We start from the raw sequence: 19,208 nt of genomic DNA on the forward strand, positions 1-19,208 counted from the left end.
GAGTCTTGCCTTGCTACCCCAGCCCAGCCGCGGGTGGAGAGCGCCTTTGTCTTCCCTATAATTTAAGCATTATGGTCTGTAATGCCAACTAAATCAGAGAGTTGATGATGGGCTTAGCGCCGGTTGTACCCTGCTTTCTCCCGAACCCGATTGAGTACTGTGCTGCCGTAAGCTTGTGCTTTGCGGGCGCCTTCGGCTAAGCGCGCGTCCAGCTCAGGGAGGTTGTTGATGAAGAAATTGAACTGTTCGCGCTCGGTGCCAAAGCGGTTCATAATTACTTCATACAGAGCCTGTTTCGCGTGGCCGTAGCCATAGCCACCGGCCAGGTACTTTTCGCGCAGCTCCTCCGTTTGCTCGGGCGTAGCCAGCAGCGAATAAAGCTTAAATACCGTGTCGCTTTCAGGGTCTTTGGGATCGTCGAGGCCGCGGCTGTCGGTAACGATGCTTTTGATGGTCTTGAGCAACTCTTTTTCGGGGGCAAAAACGTCGATGATGTTGCCGTAGCTCTTGCTCATTTTTTGGCCGTCGAGCCCCGGAATGGTCATCAATTGCGCATCGACGCGGGCCTGGGGCATGACAAAGGTTTCGCCGTAGCGGTTGTTGAAAGCGGCGGCAATGTCGCGGGCAATTTCCAGGTGCTGCATCTGATCTTTGCCCACCGGCACTATCTCCGCGTCGTAGAGCAGGATGTCGGCGGCCATGAGCACGGGGTAAGTGAAGACGCCGGCATTTACTTCCGATAGCCGGTCCATCTTATCCTTGAAGCTGTGCGCGTTAGCCAACATCGGATACGGCGTGAAGCACGACAGGTACCACGTCAATTCGGTCACTTGAGGCACATCCGACTGGCGGTAAAACAAGTCCTTTTCGGTGTCGAAACCGCAGGCCAGCCATGCCGCTGCCACTGCGTATGTGTTTTGCCGCAGCAATTCCGCATCGCGGACGGAGGTCAGCGCGTGCAGATCCGCAATGAAATACAGCGAGTCGTTCTGCGACTGGCGCGAGAGTTCGATGGCAGGCAAAATGGCGCCGAGCAAGTTGCCAAGGTGCGGACGGCCAGTGCTTTGGATGCCGGTAAGGATACGGGACATTGGAAAATCAGTAGGGACGCCGTGCCGGCGTCCGTCGTAAAACGATGAAATAACCTCTGGAGAAGGCAAGGCAGGCGTCGCTCATAGCGAAGCTTCCCTAGACCGACACATCGGCCGCCGCTTCTTGCTGTAGCTCGGTGGTTTCCTCTTGGCCCAGATACCGATCAATCAGGAAATGAGCGAGGTAGAGCACCGGCGTCAGCAGAATAGCCGCCGCGAATTTATACCAGTAATTGGTGTTCGCCACGCTGAGTACCTGCTGGAAAGTCCAGTTGCCGAACAAGTAAAAGGCCACAAACAGCACTACAAAGCTGTCGACAAGCTGTGAGATAAGCGTAGAGCCCGTGGCGCGCAGCCAGATCAGGCGGCTGCCTGTAACGCGGCGAAGTGCCTGAAATACAGTGGCGTCCAGTACTTGACCGACCATAAAAGCTACTACCGACCCGATGATGATACCCAATCCCTGCCGGAAAATGCTCTGGTAAGCAAAATCAATGTTGAATGGCCGTCCGTCGTGGTCAGTTTTGTTGACGTCGAGCCAGAATGCAGCGGGTGGTAGCTTGGTCGTGGCCAGAATCACCAAGAAAGAATACAGGATAAGGCCCACCGTGAGAAAGCTCACGCGCAGTACGCCTTCGCGCCCGAAATACTCGTTGATGATGTCGGTGGTGATGAACACTACGGGCCAGATCAGCACGCCCGCCGTGAGGTTACCGGGCAGCCCAAGAAGCGCGTCCACGGAAAATATCTTGACTCCGATGATCTCGGCCAGCAGGGCATTGACTACGAAAATCCCACTCAGAATGAGGTAGAGCTGCTGTTTTTTGTGGGCGAAGGTTTTCAAGGGGGTCGGCTGGGCGGTGAGTTTATTCGGGCACGCTTATCGTTTTGCCTTCCGTTGCCAGCTCTACTGGCTCAAATATCACCTGCGCTTCGCGCAACAGTGGGTCGAGGTCGCGGTAGCGGGAGGAAAAATGGCCGATTAACAAGTGGTGGGCCTGCGCTTTGCGTGCCAGCAGAGCCGCCTGGCGCGCGGTAGAGTGGTGCGTGGTCAGGGCACGTTCGCGCATGTCGTCGAGAAAGGTTGCTTCGTGGTAGAGCAGATCGACGTTCTGAATCAGCTCGGCCAAGCTTTCCGTGTACAGCGTATCGGCGCAGAAAGCGTAGCTGCGGGAGTGGCTGGGCGGCGACGTAACGTCAGAATTTTGCACGAGCACTTGCCCGGTGGTTTCGTCAAGTGCATCCTCGCCGAGGGTTAATTGGTGGAGCTGCTTGGGCGTGAGGCCCACCGGCAGACGATCTTTTACCAAATGCCGCCGCTTGGGTTTCTCCCGAAACAAATATCCGCAGCACGGTATGCGATGCCGCATTGGTAACGTATTGACAGTCAGATATTTATCTTCATATATCTGTTCATGCGACTCGCTGTTGACGGGCGTAAAGTTCAGCTCAAACGAAAGCTGCGTATTGGAGTAGCGAAACTGCGTGGTCAGGATATCGTCGAGGCCGACCGGGCCGAATAACTGTAGGGCGTCGGTGCGGCCCTGCAAGTGCATGGTCGAAATCAACCCGAAAAGGCCGAAGAAATGGTCGCCGTGCAGGTGCGAAATAAAAATAGTACTTATCCGTTGGTGGCGCACTTTGTGCTCGATCAGGCGTTCCTGGGTGCCTTCGCCGCAGTCGATCAAGTACAAGTGGTTGCCCACGGTCAGGACTTGGGCCGTGTGGTGGCGGTTGAGAAATGGCGTTGCCGACGCACTGCCCAGGATTCTTAGCTCAAACTCCAATGGTCGTAAGTCTGTTGCGGGGTGGAAGCCGTCAGAAGAAGGCCGAAAAGGGGTAAAAAAAATTGGTTGCCTAGCGTCAGTTCGATCAAACTGACAACTGACAACCAACAACTTACACCTAAACTACTTTATTCCTTGCTGGTAAGATCGCGCTCGATGGCGTGCAGGAATATGCGGTCAATACCTTCTTCAACCGTGGGCAGGATATGCAACACCGACTCAAGCTTGGAAATGGTTATCAGCTTCATAACGTGGTCTTGCAAACCGGTTAGCACCAACAGGCCGCCGGTAGAATTGCACAGGCGGTTGGCGATCAGAATAGAGCTGAGCCCCGACGAATCGGTGTACTTAACGTTGGACAAATCCAGAATTAAGTTGTTGATACCCTCGGCGTTAAGCTTCACGAATTCAGACTTCAGATCGGGCGCGACGGTGGTGTCGAGCTTCTTCTCGTCAATCGTGATAATCGTGTAGGTTTCCTTTTTATCAATCGTGTACTTCATACCGTCGGTGGTTGCGGTTGTCTAAGAGAATTGCGAAGGTAGGAAAAAAAATGTTCGTTCAAGACACCCTCCTAGGGCCTTAAAACCAGGTTAAAATGATCCGTTTTAATTTGCCGGATGGCCAGAAAATCCAAAAGTAAGCGTGGACCAGGTGCTCTGCCAATCGGCCGCTTTCTGGTCGGTGGCAGGCACCATTTGCACAGCGCTCACCATATAATTGCCAGGCATCTGAAGACGAAACAACACTCGGCCTTTTTGGTTGGAGTGTAACCGAAAAATTTGTGTCGGTTTGTCGGGCGAGCGCTGCCAAACCTGCACCAGCGTGTTGGGCAAAGGCTGGCCGTTGGCGAGGAGCAACACGGTAAGAGCCGCCCCAGGCTTGAGCGCATAAGGGTTCTGCTCAGGTACCAGTTCCAATGGCAGCCCTGCCCGCCAAGCGAACGTGCCAACCGTATCGAGGCTGCTCGGGCCTACTTGCAGCAGCGTTTTGCTACAACGCCGATAGATTTCGCGGCCTGGTTTATCAAGTGACTTTTGTTTCTGCCTGATAGCCAATACGTTATCAAAACCGTCTTCCTTCAGGTAGGTATTGAATTCGGTGGCACTCATCGTGATTGAGGCATTGTTGGTCGCTAGCGCAACCATGTGCACGCCCGGCTGCACAAACTCCACGTTGGTGCGCAGCGAATCGTCTTGGGTAGCCAAGGCCGTGAGGTCGAGCGTATCGTTGGGGGCATAGTGCACTAGGCTAGTTATGCGGTTGCTTTTGCCAGGCCACCGATGGCCCTCAAATTTCTCGCCCACGAGTACGCGCAGGTTCGCGACGGTGCCCGCTGCTATAAAAAAGCGGGGCGGCTGAAGCCAGAACTCATGCGCTGTGGCGGCAAGCGTGGCACCACAGCCTGCCAATACTAACACTGTCTTTCTCAAATGAACGCGTATCGGGTAATAGATGCTATCGGTACTATCAAGGATATGTAAAGGACAACCCGCGATGGTTAAGAATGCATGAAGGACAACAATCGCTGTGGTTGAGCTTCAAGAATCCGTATTTGACGAAGCAAAATCAGTACAACAAGCGGGTGTGTAATTTTCTCTACAATCCAGCCGAGGCGCCACATTCCCGCGCCGTATTACAATTAGACTCCTAAGCGCTAGACATACCGAGAAGATACATCTAGCACTTAGGGTTAAGTCATTGATAATCAATTATATACGCTCTAGAGCCAGTGCGTAGGCTCGGTCGTAATGGACGCGTAGGTTTTTCCAGTCGAAGAGGTCGGCGGAGCTTTCTACTTTGTTGCGTTGCGTGATGCGCTCGCGACGGTTTTGCAGCACAAAGTCCCAGAGCATGTTGGTGAGCTCTTCGGCGGCTTCATCAAAGGATTTTTCCTGGCGTTGTACCACAAAAATGCCTTTGTCTTCGTGTTCGGGCACCGTTTGCATGACGTAGTCGCCGAAGCCCGATAAGTCGCTGGTGATGGCGGGTACGCCGCGGGCCACGCACTCGAGCGGCGTGTAGCCCCAAGGCTCGTAGTAGCTCGGGAAAATGCCCAAGTGGCAACCGCGCACAAACTGCCCGTATTCCATGCCAAACAGCGGCGACGAAGGCGACACAAAATCTGGGTGGTATACGATCTTGACGCGGTCGTGCTGGTTGTTGACCATGTTGGCCCGCCGCAGGAAGTTCAGAATGTCGTCGTTCTGGTCGTCGTAGAGGTTGTGGGTGATGACCGGCGGCAGAATGTGCGTTTTCCAGCTTTGCAGCGTGCGGCGGTAGCGAAGTTTCCAGTAGTCATCAACCATGCTCGACAGGTCGGGCAGGCGGTGCTCCGAGCTGGCGGCGGCGGCATAAAACAGCCGCTCGCCCACTTGGCGCTCAATGGCTTCGCAGGTTTCGCGGACTTCGTCGAGCACGGCGCGGTTTTGGAGCACGCCGGGGTTGATGCTGGAAAACGGCCGTTTCGTGATGAAAAACATCACCACTTGGCCATCCACGTTGTTCTGCTGAATGCGGTAATTGAGGCGGGCAAGCGCTTCCAACGTCAAGTCGAAGCCCTTGTTGTGGTACTCGTAGCGGCCCGAAGTAAACATGTACAGCGTGTTGTCCAGGTCGAAAGAATACGTCTGGAAAAAGTGCGCCATCACGAATTCGTGAATCTTCGACTTGTACTGCTGGTGCAGGTTCTGGAACTCGTGCAGGGCCACAAAGCGCTCAATGTTAAGGCCATTGGGCAACACCGCATCCGGAATACGATCGAGTAGGTAAATGCATTCGCGCACCGTCAGCTCGCTCACGGTTGTGAACACGTGCGAACCATGTGCCGCCGCCCGCTCGATGCGCACAGCCGTCTCGATGTTGAAATGCTGGGCTTCCGGCAGCCAGCTCACCTGCATGAGATGGTCGTAGAAGTTAGGGTCGTTCATGGCCAGGTAGCGGCCCAGCAGCGTGGCGTGCGTGGTAAATACCAAGTGCGCGGGCACTTGGTCGCGGCGCAGCTCCGGAATGGCCACGCCGGTCATCCACTCGTGGAAGTGCGCCACTACCCGTTGGGGCGGAACTACCTCACCCGTAAGGGTTTGGATAAATATCTTGGCCAAATGCCCAAAAGCCTCCACCTGATGCAGCAGATCGTCGCCTTCGGGCGTCGGGATGCCGTGGTTGTGCCACAGATCCGATTTGATGTTGTTCAGGCGGTCATACACCTGAAAGGGATTGATGAGCACCACCCGCGGACGGCCTGTCACGAGCCACACGCCCAGCTGCACATCATACCCATACGAGCGCATCTTGCGCACGGCGCCCGCAAACGGGTCATTCAGCGTCGAAAGCTGGTGCTCATCGAAGGGCTCAAACTCGCCTTGGGCCTGGTGCGGAAAGTAGGGCCCCAGCAGGCAGTACCGATCGTCCCAGCCCTGCACGGTGGCCGGAACCTTCGAGCGAATGACGGTATAGATGCCACCTACTTGGTTGCAGACTTCCCAGGCTACTTCAACAAGCAGCGCGTCGGGGGCAATGGGCTCAGGGGCGGGAACGGGTAGTTGCACAGCGGAAGGGTTTTGGTGGGAAGGGATGAGTTAACCGCAGAGAATGCAGATTACGCAGATTATTCGTTGTAAACACTTACTTGGGTTCGCACTTTGAAAAAATAAAGCCCCGCCATCACTCAAGATGGCGGGGCTTTTAAATTTTAGAGGCACAGCGTTGCCTTGCCCAAAGGCAAAAAAGCTGCGTTAGCCCTGCGAAATAATCAGGACGGAATAAGGGGCCAGCCCGAAGCTTCCGTGCCAAGCCATGCCGTCGTATTCGCCTTCTTCGGCCTCGGCGCCGAAGCTTTCGAAGTTGCCGAAGCCTTCGTCGTAGCCCTGCCAGTCGCTGTTGAAGCGTACGTGCCACTGGCCTTCGGCTGGTAGCCCAACGGTATAGGCTTCGTGGGTGCGATCGGCAAAATTGGCCAGCACGATGGTTGTATCGTTGGGGCCGCCGTCGCCGTCGGCCCAGCGCCGGAAGGCGATTGTTTTATCCTCGTCGTTGATGTGAAACACTTCCGTATGCTGGCCGGTGAGGCCGTTGGTAGTGCCATGTAGGTTGCGACGCAGCCGGATAAGGTCGCGGTACAGGTTGACCAATCCTGCCAGCTCGGTCGCGCGATGCCACTGAACCGGCTGATCGTCAGAGAAATAGCCTTCGGCCAGAAATTCCTGGCCCTGAAAAATCATCGGTACACCAGGGGAAGTAAATACCAGCGCTGCGCCCAGCGTTGCCCGCTTTTTAGGGTACCAATGCGCGGCTTCGCCGGGCATGATTTCTTCGGGCACCCGGCTTTTGCCGTTGGCCACTTCGTCGTGCGATTCGGTGTAGATCACCCGCTGAAAAGCGTCGCCATTGTAGCTGGTACCAATCGCGCCCGCCACAGCCGAAAGGTTGCGGTCGTCGTCGGACTGGGTGATGAGCGCGTCGCGCACGATGTTGACGAAAGCTGCATCCCACTGAGCAGCAAAGCCTTGGCCATCTTGGTCAGCGGAACGCGTGATGTATTCGTTGCCCTGCAAATCCTCGGCGATCGTGATTTTCCAAGGCATGTGCGCATGAATCTCCTCGTTGATCCAGCGCATCAGGCTCCAGCCGTCGGGCAGGTCAGTTTCGGGGTTGTCGGAGCCGTGCACGTTACGGACGTGCGAAATTGAGTCGAGGCGCAGCCCATCGACGCGAAATTCTTCCAGCCACATCAGGGCGTTGTCGCGGATGTAGCGGCGCACGGCTTCGCGGCCGTAATCGGGGCGGTTGTGGCCCCAAGGCGTTTCGGCGCGCCAGTCGTTGTAGAAATAAATGCCGCCGCCGTCGTTTTCGCTCCAGCCATCAAACTGCCACAAATCGAGGTCGCCGGGGCCAAAGTGGTTGTACACCACATCCAGAATAACGGCAATGCCGTGGCGGTGCGCTTGTTTAATGAGCTCTTTAAAGCCTTGAGGACCACCATAATCCGTTTCGAGGGCAAACGGATGCGAGGGATTGTAACCCCACGAGCGCCCGCCCGGAAACTCGGTGGCGGGCATTACCTCAATGGCATTGATGCCTAACTCCTGCAAATACGGCAGCTTCTCGATGACGTCGTAGAACGTGCCGGGTTCGTCGGGCGATTTCGGGTTGAACGTGCCAACGTGTAACTCATATATTACCAAGGTGTTCCAGGCGGGCATCTCGAAGTGGTCATCCTCCCAGTCGTAGGCCGGATCGAAGACGATGGAGTTGCCCGCCGAGTTGGTGACTGCGCGGGCGTACGGGTCGTTGCGCTTGAGCACCTGCTTGCCGTTGCGGATCCAGAATTTGTACTCGGCACCGGGCTGGGCGGCTACATCGGCGGCCCAATAGCCATTGCCTTCCGCCTTAAGCGGGTGCGTTTTGGCGTTCCAGTCGTTGAATGTGCCAATAACCGATACGGCTTTGGCGTGGGGGGCCCACACGCGAAACGTGGTGCCACTGGCATGCGGAATTGCGCCCATGCCGGCTTGCAGCGTAGGAGCAGAGAGTGTAGTAGGTGTGGGCATGTGCGTAAGGTCAGAGCTGCCCTGAAACTGGGCAGTGCTAGCCCTCTAACTGATTAGGGTACAGTTAGGTTGTGTTACTCCCTTGAAACCTCTGGTACTGAACAGCCTAGAGCATACGTGCGTACGGCCGCAAGTATTGCACCCCATTTAAAATTTGCCGTTTTTGAGGTCATGAATCATGCTAGCAGCGCCTCCAACGGCCCCACTACTCTTTACCATCGCAGCCACGGTGTGCGCCAGCAGAAAAAGGGCCTCGGGCACCTAGCGCCGGCCTTGGTACTGATTTACAGTGCCGGGCAAGCGATCAAAGAGCACGAACCCCTGACGTTTCTGACAGGACTGGAATTTGGAATAGGAGTGCTGTATGTAGTGCTGCTGGTGCGCGAAATCAGGCACCTGCGCCACAATCCTCACCACCGGGAACGAATAGCCTGGTTGGAGATCGCATCGGCTGGAATTCTGGGCCTCGAAGGGTACCACATCTGGCATCGGCACCACGAGTTGGTGCTTCAGACGGGCGTAAGCAAGTTTCATGTGCTGCCTTGGATCTACTTTGCACTGGCCGGGGTGTACGTGCTGATGGCGTTCAAAATGTCGCAACTGGATGCGCGCCGCTACCTGCATCTGCACAACCATGGCTTTGCGTTGCGCCTCAAGCCGTTTGGCCGGCACTTTCGGTATACATGGCAGGATGTGGTTAATGTTGAGCCCGTTGGCGACACCGATATGCTGGTGCATACCACCGACGGCCGGCACCAACGCATTTCTTTTGCCGCTATGCACAATGGAGCCGCGCACCGCGACCAATTGCTGGCTCATGCTGCCGGCGCATTTCCCACGGGCAGCCTCCCAACCCCTCAACCGCCAGAAGCTGAGTTGTTTTGATGCCACGGCCTCACTCCAAGCTGTTGGCCCACAGCATGCGTAGGCTCCGGTAAGCACCAGGTTTCTTGCGTTAGAGTGCTGCAGTTTGGGTAAGCCTACATACCGAGTGACTTTCTTTCGCTTCGGGTTCGGAAGTTGCCTTTATGACACAAAACGCGTTAAACAAGTCTTGATCTTGGATTATTGAACGATGAATGCCAGGGGAGTGGTTACCGAGATAAAGACGAAATTTGCTCTGTAAAAAAAGCCAGTTACATTACTGGATGTTGGGTTAAAAACATGGACTTAATACCCAAACAGCGGCTATTACGAAGAAAAATATCGGCTTTTGAGCGCTGCTTTCGGCTAACATATCGCCGATGAGCGCGTTATTTTGTCGTTCACCTTACCGATCACCGTGCCCCGACCCAAACCTGTCCGTTACGGCCTGTACCCCTGGACGCCGGCTTATGGCTTGCGCTACATTCACCCCGCCAACCGCCGCACATTCGAGTGGCTCGAACCGCTGGGCAAAGTATTTGAGAAAATCGACGAAACCGAAGACTGGATTTTGCTGCGCTACGACGAACAGCAATTCAAAGTAAGCGGCGAACTCTTCACCGAACTGCACCAAAAGCCACCCTTCAGCTTCGGTGATCTGGTGGAAGAAGTGGAGCCGGAGCCCGGCCGTCCGGCCCATCGAGGGCTGATTTCAGACGTCTTCTGGAGTGAAAGCAGCGACCGCGCCACCTACCAAATTGTAGAGAAAAAGCGGAAAGTAAAACGCGTGTTTGAAGCGGAGGAATTACGCAACGCTTAAGAAGTAGTTGTTTTCAACTATTTGACTGTCAATTAGTTATGTGTAAAGCGAAAGTGCTCTTGGCCAGCTTTCCGGTCTAGAAAAATACCCGAAACGTAGTGCCGCAGTCGAGCTGACTTTCCACTTCGATGCGGCCACCTTGGGCCTGTACCAATCGGTTCACCAGAAAAAGACCTACTCCTGTGCCTTCTTCGGCGTGGGGGTGAAAGCGGCGAAACAGCTGAAACAACTCCGAGCCATGCCGTTCCAGGTCGATGCCGAGTCCGTTATCAGCCACTTCGAGCACCGGCTGGTCGGCTAGTTGATTGCTGCGCACCCGCACCAGGGCCGGGCGGTCGGGGTGGCGGTATTTGAGCGCGTTAGCTACCAAATTGAGCACGATGGTGCGCAGGTTGCTGCGCACATACAGCAGTTCGGGCAAGGCACTAAAATCCGTTTGAACGTCGGCTTGCGTGGTCTGCAATTGAGGGCGTAAGGTCTGCAGCACGTCGGCGGTGAGATCTGCCAAGCCTACGGGTTCGGCTTTTTGCTCGCCGGGTTGGCGGGCTACCTGCACTACGGCTGCCAGATCGGTGATGGTAGCTGTGAGGTCGCGCAGCGAATCGTCGACGAAGCGCAGCATCTGGGCCGCTTCGGGGTCGTGAAAAGTGGCCGTGCGGCGCAATTCATCAAACAAGCCGTGCAGGTTGTGCACCGGTTGGCGCAGGTCGTGTGAGGCGGCGTACACGAAGTTGTCTAGGTCAATATTGGTGCGGGCCAGCTGTTGGTTGGTGGCCGCCAGCTCTTGGTTGCGCGCCCGAATGGCTTCGTTGGCGATGGTGAGCTGGGCGTTTTTTTCCTGGATCTGCTGGCGCGTTTCGGTAAGCTCTTCGAGCGATTCGCGCAGTTGCTGGTTTACGGCTTGCAGTTGCCCGTGGTAGCGCGTGACGTATTGCCGCCACTCGTTTTTCTCGATGGCGTGCATCACGGTTTTGCGGAGCAGTTCGCGGTCAAACTGCTGCTTCACCAAGTAGTCCAGGGCACCTTCGTTGAGGGCGCGTACGGCCAGGGTTTCGCTGCCACCACCCGTAATCATGACCACGCACAAAGCATCCGGGGGCGCCAGCCGTTTCAGGTCGCCCAGCAGCGTAAGGCCGTCAGTGTCGAGTAAGTTGTGGTCCAGCAGGACACAATCGGGCTTTTGGGCCGCAAACAAGGTAAGGCCTTCTTTCCCCGACGAGGCTTCATGAATCTCGATTCGCTCGTGCCCGACTTGCTTGCCCAGAAACCGCTTGTACAGCATGCGGTCCTGCTCATTGTCGTCAATGAGTAATATCTTTTTCACGCCAGCAGCTACGAGTTCGGAAAGGGTAGCTCCGAAGTGCCCAGCCAATAGCTGATCAGCAACCGGGTTTTCTCTTCCAAAACGGAGTATTCAATGGGCTTGGTCAGGTAGCTATTGGCCCCCAGGCGGTAGCAATCTTCGATGTCCCGCACATTGGTCGAGGTACTGAAGATGATCACCGGAATCGACTGTAAATAAGGGTCTTGCTTGAGTACGCCGAGCACGGTGCGGCCGTCAGTGCCGGGCATGTTGAGGTCGAGCAGCACAAAAGCCGGCAGCATCTGGGGCCAGCCGGCGCGCTTGCCGTAGCCTTGCAGATATTCCAGCGCCTGATCGCCGTCTTCACAGCGCAGTACCGGATTGGGGAGCGCATGCTTGCGGAAGGCACGGCCCAGGGCCGTAAAATCCTCGGCGCTGTCCTCCACCACCAAGATGGGCTTGAGAGATAAGGCTGTCACTTTTATAGGTGTTTGGAGAGGGAGAAATAAAATGTAGCGCCGTTGCCGGGCGTCGATTCGACCCAAAGCTCGCCTTCGTGGCGCTCCACCATTTTTTTAGCAATTGCTAGGCCAGCGCCCGTGCCGCCGCCGTATTTGTCTTGGGTGTGCAGGCGCTTGAAGATCTTGAAAATGGTTTCGTGGTGCTTGGGGTCGATGCCGATGCCGTTGTCTTGTACGTAGAATACGTAAAAATCTTCCGGGCGGCCCGTGCCCCGGGGGCCGAGCGCGCCATTTGATGCTAAGCCGAGGGTTACGGTTCTTTCGGGCTTATCGTTGTAACGCATGGCGTTGGTGACCAAATTGTTGAACACCTCCCGGATGCGCACCCGATCGCAGCGGATGGTAGGCAGGGTTCCGGTCACGGTTACGGTCGTTTGCGTTTGCTCAAAGCGCGGTTGCAGCATGTCCAGCACCTCTTCCACCACTTCGTTGACATTGGTTTCGACCACTTGCAGCTCCTGCCGGCCGACCCGCGAAAGCTGCAACAGCGACTCGATAAGGGCTTCCATGCGCTGGCTCAGCCGCACCAACGTCTGGAGCTTGCTTACCCCGTCGGCGTCGAGTTGGTCGGCGTAGTCTTCTAGCAGAAAGATAGAGTAGTTGTGAATGCCGCGCAACGGCTCCTTTAGGTCGTGGGAGGCGACATAGGCAAAGGAATCCAGCTCGTCGTTGCTGCGCGAAAGCTCAGTGTTCAGGCGGCTCAGGCTGGCAGCGCGGGCTTGCAACTCGTTGAAAATCTTGAGTCTGACGTCGGAAAGGTGCAGGCGAATCTCTTGGGCGGCCTCAATTTCCATGGGTTTCCAGGGGGCCGACGTGCTGTCAACCAGCTGCTTCCAGGCCTCAAACGACTGCCGGGGCGATAAGTGCAACTGGCCGTCTTGCAGGACCTCGGCTTTCTGGGTTTTGCCCGCCCACGTCACTGTCTGGATTTGCTCGGGCCGAAACCAGATGATGTAGTCGCTGGAATCCTGGGAAAGCGAAATGGCCAGCACCCCGCTGCTCGTACCCCGAATGGCAAGCCCCGCCGGGTTGTGCCGCACATACGAGTCGGTGTAAAATACATCCAGCTTTACGTTTTCCCGCAACCACGCCGTCAGCTCCTCAATCTGCGTTTTGGTAGGAGTAGTGCCAAGCGTAATGATCTCATTTTCAAAGCAAATGGCCGCGCCACCACACTCCATTACGTCCAGCAAAGTGGGCGAGCGCCGGTAGAGACCTTCGATGAAGTTGGGCTGGCGGCTCACCATCTCAAACAGCCGGACCTGTGTTTCGCGGATGTGGAGCTGGTAAGCGTAGTCGTCGTGCTGCTGCTTGGTTTTGAGCAGGGCCGAGAAGGTTTTGCCAATAAACAGGCACAGCTCCCGCAGCTCGTAGCTCACCAGCCGGGGCGTCAGGTGGTGGCAGGTCATCATGCCCCAGAGCTTGCCATCCACGATCACCGAAATGGTCATGGTGGCCGCCACGCCCATGTTGCGCAGGTATTCTAAGTGAATGGGCGATACGCTGCGCAGCACGGCATACGTCATGTCTGGCGGCCGGTTGGAAACCGGGTTCAAGACCGGTACCAGCGGCGCCGGCACATACGAAACGTCCGGAATGAAGCGCAACCAGTTTTTGAGGTACATGGCCCGGGCCTGCTGCGGAATGTCGGTGGCCGGGTAATGCAACCCCATAAATGGGTCTAAATCAGCGCGTTTGGCTTCGGCTACTACTTCGCCGCTGGCATCTTCCGCAAAACGGTACATCACTACCCGGTCGAAGCCCGTAATTTCTCGAATCTGGTCGACGGCATACTGGCAGAACTCCGGCACCGATGTTGCGCCGAGCATCTGGCCCAACGCCACGTTAAGCGAAGGCAGGTCGAACACGCTGGCGCTGTTTTCTTCGACGGGCTCAAACTCCAGCCACAGCAACTGGTCGTAGCGGTGCAGGATGATTTTGTAGAACGGCTGGCCCGGCACCAAGTCGAGGCGGGCGCCTTGCAGCTTGGTTACCTCAGTCAGCGAGTCGCACAACCGCTCGATTTCCGCGATCTGAACTGGGTTTAGCAGCCGGTCGAGGCCTGCACCGATGAGCTCCTGCGCGGGAATCCCGATCAGAGCCTGAGTATTCTGGCTGGCGTGGACGATCCGTTTGGTCTCTTCGTGGAGGCACAGCAAAAACCCGTACGGCTGCACCGAACCCGGAATATGAATGGGCTCCCGGTCGCAATTGGTAAGCGTGACGGGAGCGTTGAGCAAGCTCTCGTCGGAGTAAATTACGGTTGATCGATCCACGCGTGTAGTTTTTGAAACGTCAGGATGGCGGACTGCACGATTTCCGCTTGATTGGCTTCGTTGGCGGCTTCCGTCAGGAGTTGGCAGAAGCTCTTCCACATCGGGCCGGTGCGTTCGCCATAGCCCGTAAAATACGTGCGGGTGGCGATGCCTGCTTTGGCCAGTTGGCGCGTGATCACCTGGCCGCCCAAAGTCGAGCCTTCCAGCACGTACATGGCGCCCAGCACCTGCGGCCACGTGCGCAGGGGGGGCATATCGGGGCACAGCGGCAGCTCAGAAGTCGGCTGCAAATCCTCCAAAATCAGGTGTGCCCGTCGGCGGTGTGCCACTTCCCAAGCCGCCGGAAAAGTATGCAAGGAAAGCTGCGCTTCGTAGGGCTGCAAAAAGCCGTACAGCTTTGCCAGAAACCGCCGCGTAGCTTCCGCTGAAATATGCCCGGCAGTGAGCGCTTGGTTGAATTCGTTTTGCTCCAGAGCGTCGTGCGAAGCGTGGGTTTCGCTGCGCAGCCGCTGCAGAATACTGGTGTTTTCGAGGGTAATCGACATGCAAAAAGGAAAGCGGTACTCCGGGAAAAGATAGCAAGTAACAGGGAACGACCGGCAAGTACAAATCTTTCGCCCACCGAGCGAGGAAACCGTTGGGCAACTCAATAAGTGCAACGACAAAGGTTTTTGTCGCTGCTGAATCGATGGCAGGCAACGCCTTTTGGTACGGCCTGCAAGCGTATTCGAGGTGCTTGTCCTGACACGTGCCCGATGCTCCTGCTCTGGATGACGGACGCGATCTGAATCTGTAATTATATTATAATCAAATACTTATAACATTATGTGAATTCATTTTTATTGCAGCCCTATGGCAATGCCCACCATCACGGCAACTGCGCCCAGTGCTAGCAGTGCCAGGTACAGCGGCAACACAAACTTCCACCATTGGTCGAAGCGCACCCCGCAGGCGGCCACGATGGCCATGAGGGCGCCGTTGGTGGGCGTGACCAGCTCGCAAAGGCCGGCGCCGTATTGGTAGGCCAGAATCGTGACTTGGCGGGGGAGCCCAAGCAGGTCGGAGAGGGGCGTAAGAATGGGCATGGTCAGCACGGCCTGGCCGCTCACGCTGGGCACGGGCAAGTGCAGCGCGGTGTGCACGCCCATCATGCCCAAGGCCGACAAAGCCACGGGCAAATGCGCCAACGGGGCCGACATGCCGCTGACGATGGTATCCACGATGTGACCTTGGTCCAAGACCACAAAAATCGCGCGGGCAAACCCGATCAGCATGGCCGAAAACGCCATATCGCGGAAGCCGGTCACGAAGCCTTCGGCCGTTCCGTTTAGGCCCAAGCCCCCGATGAGGCCCGCCAGCACGCCCAGCACAAAAAACAAAGCGCCCATCTGCTCAAAATCCCAGCCCAGCTTCAGGATGCCGTACGTGAAGAGCGCAAAAGTCAGCAGCAACAGCAGCAGAACCAACCCATGCCGGGCGGTGGCATTTGTAGTAATTGGCTCATTATCAAATACTTCTGGCGCAACGCGGTGGCGGGCGGCGTAGCGCATCGTGCCACCAATCCAGAGGACCAAGGCAGCGGCTAGAAAAACCAGTCGGAATCCGGCGCCCGAAAACACCGGCACTTGGGCCAGCTTCTGCGCGATAACCACCTGAAACGGGTTCATCGGACTAAACGCCGCACCCACGGCTGCCGCACCCAGGCTCACCGCGGCCGCGGTGAGCACTGGGTAGCCCAGCCGCCGCATCAGCACCAGCAGTACGGGCACCAGCGGAATAATTTCTTCCTGCATGTTTTCCAAGGCACCCATCGTGGCAAAAAGCAGCGAGATAATCGGAATTACCCACTTTTCGTGGCCTTCAAATTGGCCCACCAACCAATCGACGCCGCGGCGTAAGGCCCCGGTCTGGTCGACTACCGTGAAGGCCCCCCCGGCCAGAAAAATCAGAAAGATCACCGAAGCCGCGTCGGCCATGCCCTTCGGAATATCGACCAGTGCCTGCAATGGGCTCACGGGCGTGGCCGCTACGTGGTGATAGGAGCCGGGCACCACTACTGCGCGGCCCGTGGCGGCGTCGGGGCGGCGCTCAAACACGCCCGCCGGCAACACATAGCTCAGCACGGTAGCGAGCAGAATAAAGCCAACAAGCAGCACAAGGGGGTGCGGAAAGCGAAACGGGATCATGCGGGGCAGGAGCTGAGGCAGAACAGGGAGGCCAAAAATACGCTTCTGTCGCAGCCCAGCACTACCATCGGGAACCCGGCCGACTTATATTCGGGTTTTGGTCGGGTTCTATGCGACTAACGGTTTTCAAAAAGCTCAACATGCGCCAGCAGGCCAGTTGCCTGTGCCAGCAAGGCCACTTCTTGGCTGAGCGGAAGCAAGACAGCTTCCGGTTGCAGCTTTATGCCCTCGGCGATTTCTACGCCGAGATCTGGCGCGTGCACGACGATGAGCACATCCTTTTCATTCACCTCTTCCAACACCCGGCCGGACTAGTACCTTATTTAGAAAAAATTACACTGCCAGAAGTATGATTTATTACAGAATAGACTAGCTTTGCTTTATTGGAAAATGTATAGAAAAAATGTCAACGATAGAAGAAAAAGAATATTGGAAAATTCGAGCGGAAGTCAGACAGGAAATAACAGCTACCCGAACCGAGTTGCTGGAGCTCATCACCAAAAAGAGCATCCTTGAGCGGCGCTTAGAGCAGGCGCAGCAGCGTATGGCAGGGCTTAATCGATCCTTATTGAACGAAGACTACTACATCAAGCTCAGCACCCTCAACTCCGAAATCGACGAGCCGGGGGCCTACGACGCAAATTTCTCGGTGGCGCACGAACCGATTCCGTTTCACCACTACCGCGATGCGGGCGAAGGCGACGACCCGATTGCGATCTTCGGGCAGGAGCGCACCGTCGAAGGATTTCGACAGGAAGGCTTCGGCAGTAAGGGAATGACGATTCCGCAGCGTACGGGCCGTTTCATCGTCAGTGACAGCGGCAAGATGAAGTACCGCCTCTACGACGAGATCATCGCCCGCCTGCACGTCGCCGATCCGGCTGGGTTCCGGGCCATCACCACCAAAGACAGTGAAGGCCAGATCCTGATCAACGGCGAATTTGGCGTAGTACCCTGCTTTGACGAAGCCGCTTCGGGCCGAATTTATACCTCAGAAGCGGCTTACTTTCAGGCACTTTCGCGCTACTATATGTTCATGGCCAAAATGGCAACCATGCGAAGTCGACCGCCGGAACAGCACCTCGCCGTAACTACCCGTTAGCCTATCGTTATTCTATACTTATCGCTTACGCTTACCCCCGCTCCCGACACTACCTCTTACATACCTGTTTCCAGACTCACTAGAACGGCCGGCGCAAACGCACCGGCCGTTTCTACTTTTTAAGGCTGTTGGGTTTGGCTTAAAAACAGCAATTGTTTATAAATACTTGATTATCAAGATTTTACATAAAAGGGAATATTGGCGGTCGCAACGTTGTTGTTGCCGTCGTAGACATACAGAAACAGGCGGTACGCGCCTTCTTTGGCCGGCGCCGTGAGCAGGGCCTGACCCGGCTGTTTGTTAGCAACGGCGTTCGGAACGGCCACCGGCCGGCTTTCCCGGTCGCCGCCCTGCTTCAGATCGGTGCTTTCGGGCAAAAGCTCCCAGCGGTAAGTGAGCGGGTCGCGGTTGGGATCGGTGGCCGTGGCCGCGACGGAATAGCTACCGCCGGGCTTCAGATACACGTTGTCGGTGGCTGTTTTGCCGTCGAGTAGCAGCGGCGAAACGTGGGGCGCGCGGTTGGCGGGCCACTTGCCCGTCCAGAGATGTTGCAGTACGTCAATGACTTCCGATTCCTTGCCGTCTTCGGTAAAGAGGCCGTACCACGTGGGAGTGCGCTCCTGTTTTTGCCCCCACAGAAACGCATACGAGCCCAGGCAGCGCTCCGTATCCTGCTGCATTGAGGCGGCGTAGCGGCTCTGGTAGGCGTCGGCTTTCTGGCTGCTGGTTTCCTCTACCGAAGCCTTCCAGGCCGTTTGGGGGCATTCCCAATGGCCCGTCGGACCCCATTCGGCCACGATGTACGCGCCTTCCCAGCCGTAGTCACGGATCTGTTTGGGCAGCGCGGGCAGGCCGCCGTAGGTGTTCACGGCCAGCAAATCCAAGTCGGGACAGCGGGCCTTCACCAACGCCGCCTCCTTGGGGTTGAGGCCGGCCAGCACCGTGGTGGCCGGGTGGTTCGGGTCGACTTCGTGAATCATTTTGGCGATGTCGTTCACGGCCTCCCACACCTTCGGGTTGGTGTAGTCGAGGTTCAACTCATTGCCGATGCCCCACAGCAGCAGGGCCGGGTCGTCTTTGTGCTTCAGCACGTCGGCGCGCAGCCGCGCCAGCTGCTTGGCCACCTCAGCTGTGTTGTTGTAGTCGAAGCCGTGGCGCTCGCGGGCCACATCCAGGCCCATCATCACCGTCAGGCCGTATTTGTTGGCCTCGGCCAGCGTTTTGTCGGCATCCGTCGTCGACCACGTCCGGAAGGAGTTGCCGCCGTACGCCGCCAGCCGGTCAAGGTACTGCGAGCCACCCGCTCCGTTGATGTAATAGGGCTTGCCGCCCCGCAAAAGCTGAAACTTGCCGTTCTGCTGCTTGCGGACTTCTACTTTAACCGCGGCGGCTGGCGCTTCTGCGTGCATACGAATCGGGGAGATAAAGGCGGGCGTAGAAGCCACTGTGAGCGTGGTCGTTAGCCACAAACCAAGACGTGCCGGAGCAAAAATTTTCATGTAATGAGGGGTGGATAAGCAGGCATTTTAGCCGCGTGTAATTGGACAAGACAAAGTATAAGCGAGTATTCTGTACGCCTGGCTGACACGGGTTTGTCCATAAAAAACCGAAACCAAAAACAGGGCAAGAGTTGTACTCAATTGAGGTGGCGTGTCGGCAGCTATGGGAAGACCGGCCGCTTATTTTAACAATCAAAATATTAGCAA

General features: G+C 56.5%; 17 protein-coding genes. 4 read left to right on the forward strand and 13 right to left on the reverse strand.

The window, feature by feature from the left end:
* Window positions 1–113: 113 nt before the first annotated feature.
* The 7 genes from trpS to FHG12_RS14775 all read right to left on the reverse strand — a co-directional run bounded on the left by trpS (window position 114) and on the right by FHG12_RS14775 (window position 8,430).
* Window positions 114–1,091, reverse strand: coding sequence for a tryptophan--tRNA ligase (gene trpS / locus FHG12_RS14745; RefSeq protein ID WP_139516446.1), 978 nt, complete (start codon window positions 1,089–1,091; stop codon window positions 114–116).
* Window positions 1,092–1,188: 97 nt separating this feature from the next.
* The gene (locus FHG12_RS14750) at window positions 1,189–1,935 is read right to left on the reverse strand and encodes a queuosine precursor transporter (RefSeq protein ID WP_139516447.1); all 747 of its coding nucleotides are present in this window, start codon (window positions 1,933–1,935) and stop codon (window positions 1,189–1,191) included.
* 22 nt (window positions 1,936–1,957) lie between these two features.
* Window positions 1,958–2,878, reverse strand: a complete 921-nt coding sequence (locus tag FHG12_RS14755; RefSeq protein WP_139516448.1) for a ribonuclease Z — start codon at window positions 2,876–2,878, stop codon at window positions 1,958–1,960.
* A gap of 128 nt (window positions 2,879–3,006) precedes the next feature.
* Window positions 3,007–3,381, reverse strand: coding sequence for an STAS domain-containing protein (locus FHG12_RS14760; protein ID WP_139516449.1), 375 nt, complete (start codon window positions 3,379–3,381; stop codon window positions 3,007–3,009).
* Between the two features lie 105 nt (window positions 3,382–3,486).
* Complete coding sequence (locus FHG12_RS14765) at window positions 3,487–4,311, reverse strand: DUF4198 domain-containing protein (RefSeq protein WP_165699410.1); 825 nt, start codon at window positions 4,309–4,311, stop codon at window positions 3,487–3,489.
* Between the two features lie 279 nt (window positions 4,312–4,590).
* Complete coding sequence (locus FHG12_RS14770; RefSeq protein WP_230471139.1) at window positions 4,591–6,429, reverse strand: glycosyltransferase; 1,839 nt, start codon at window positions 6,427–6,429, stop codon at window positions 4,591–4,593.
* 186 nt (window positions 6,430–6,615) lie between these two features.
* Complete coding sequence (locus FHG12_RS14775; protein WP_230471140.1) at window positions 6,616–8,430, reverse strand: alpha-amylase family glycosyl hydrolase; 1,815 nt, start codon at window positions 8,428–8,430, stop codon at window positions 6,616–6,618.
* Between the two features lie 171 nt (window positions 8,431–8,601).
* Here FHG12_RS14775 and FHG12_RS14780 point away from each other — a divergent pair, with 171 nt between their 5' ends.
* Together FHG12_RS14780 and FHG12_RS14785 are read left to right on the forward strand one after the other, a co-directional pair.
* Window positions 8,602–9,315 carry a hypothetical protein gene (locus FHG12_RS14780; protein ID WP_139516451.1) on the forward strand — a complete coding sequence of 238 codons (714 nt, stop codon included), beginning with the start codon at window positions 8,602–8,604 and terminating at the stop codon, window positions 9,313–9,315.
* Between the two features lie 397 nt (window positions 9,316–9,712).
* Complete coding sequence (locus tag FHG12_RS14785) at window positions 9,713–10,114, forward strand: DUF6960 family protein (protein ID WP_139516452.1); 402 nt, start codon at window positions 9,713–9,715, stop codon at window positions 10,112–10,114.
* Between the two features lie 76 nt (window positions 10,115–10,190).
* Here the strand turns inward: FHG12_RS14785 and FHG12_RS14790 are convergent, their stop codons facing one another.
* The 5 genes from FHG12_RS14790 to FHG12_RS14810 all read right to left on the reverse strand — a co-directional run bounded on the left by FHG12_RS14790 (window position 10,191) and on the right by FHG12_RS14810 (window position 16,400).
* Window positions 10,191–11,438: a hybrid sensor histidine kinase/response regulator gene (locus FHG12_RS14790; RefSeq protein ID WP_139516453.1), complete on the reverse strand. Its 1,248-nt coding sequence runs from the start codon at window positions 11,436–11,438 to the stop codon at window positions 10,191–10,193.
* 8 nt (window positions 11,439–11,446) lie between these two features.
* Window positions 11,447–11,896, reverse strand: coding sequence for a response regulator (locus FHG12_RS14795; RefSeq protein WP_139516454.1), 450 nt, complete (start codon window positions 11,894–11,896; stop codon window positions 11,447–11,449).
* A gap of 2 nt (window positions 11,897–11,898) precedes the next feature.
* Window positions 11,899–14,214, reverse strand: coding sequence for an ATP-binding protein (locus tag FHG12_RS14800; RefSeq protein WP_165699411.1), 2,316 nt, complete (start codon window positions 14,212–14,214; stop codon window positions 11,899–11,901).
* Window positions 14,196–14,759: a biliverdin-producing heme oxygenase gene (locus tag FHG12_RS14805; RefSeq protein ID WP_139516456.1), complete on the reverse strand. Its 564-nt coding sequence runs from the start codon at window positions 14,757–14,759 to the stop codon at window positions 14,196–14,198. The genes FHG12_RS14800 and FHG12_RS14805 overlap by 19 nt, the downstream gene beginning before the upstream one ends.
* A 294-nt stretch (window positions 14,760–15,053) precedes the next feature.
* Complete coding sequence (locus FHG12_RS14810; protein WP_139516457.1) at window positions 15,054–16,400, reverse strand: YfcC family protein; 1,347 nt, start codon at window positions 16,398–16,400, stop codon at window positions 15,054–15,056.
* Between the two features lie 110 nt (window positions 16,401–16,510).
* Here FHG12_RS14810 and FHG12_RS14815 point away from each other — a divergent pair, with 110 nt between their 5' ends.
* Window positions 16,511–16,753, forward strand: coding sequence for a hypothetical protein (locus tag FHG12_RS14815; RefSeq protein ID WP_139516458.1), 243 nt, complete (start codon window positions 16,511–16,513; stop codon window positions 16,751–16,753).
* A gap of 50 nt (window positions 16,754–16,803) precedes the next feature.
* Window positions 16,804–17,502, forward strand: coding sequence for an ATP synthase subunit B family protein (locus tag FHG12_RS14820; RefSeq protein WP_139516459.1), 699 nt, complete (start codon window positions 16,804–16,806; stop codon window positions 17,500–17,502).
* A gap of 173 nt (window positions 17,503–17,675) precedes the next feature.
* On the opposite strand, the gene FHG12_RS14825 is transcribed toward FHG12_RS14820, so the two are convergent.
* The gene (locus FHG12_RS14825) at window positions 17,676–19,001 is read right to left on the reverse strand and encodes a glycoside hydrolase 5 family protein (RefSeq protein ID WP_139516460.1); all 1,326 of its coding nucleotides are present in this window, start codon (window positions 18,999–19,001) and stop codon (window positions 17,676–17,678) included.
* Window positions 19,002–19,208 lie beyond the last annotated feature (207 nt).

Source organism: Hymenobacter jejuensis (assembly GCF_006337165.1).
Lineage (GTDB): Bacteria > Bacteroidota > Bacteroidia > Cytophagales > Hymenobacteraceae > Hymenobacter > Hymenobacter jejuensis.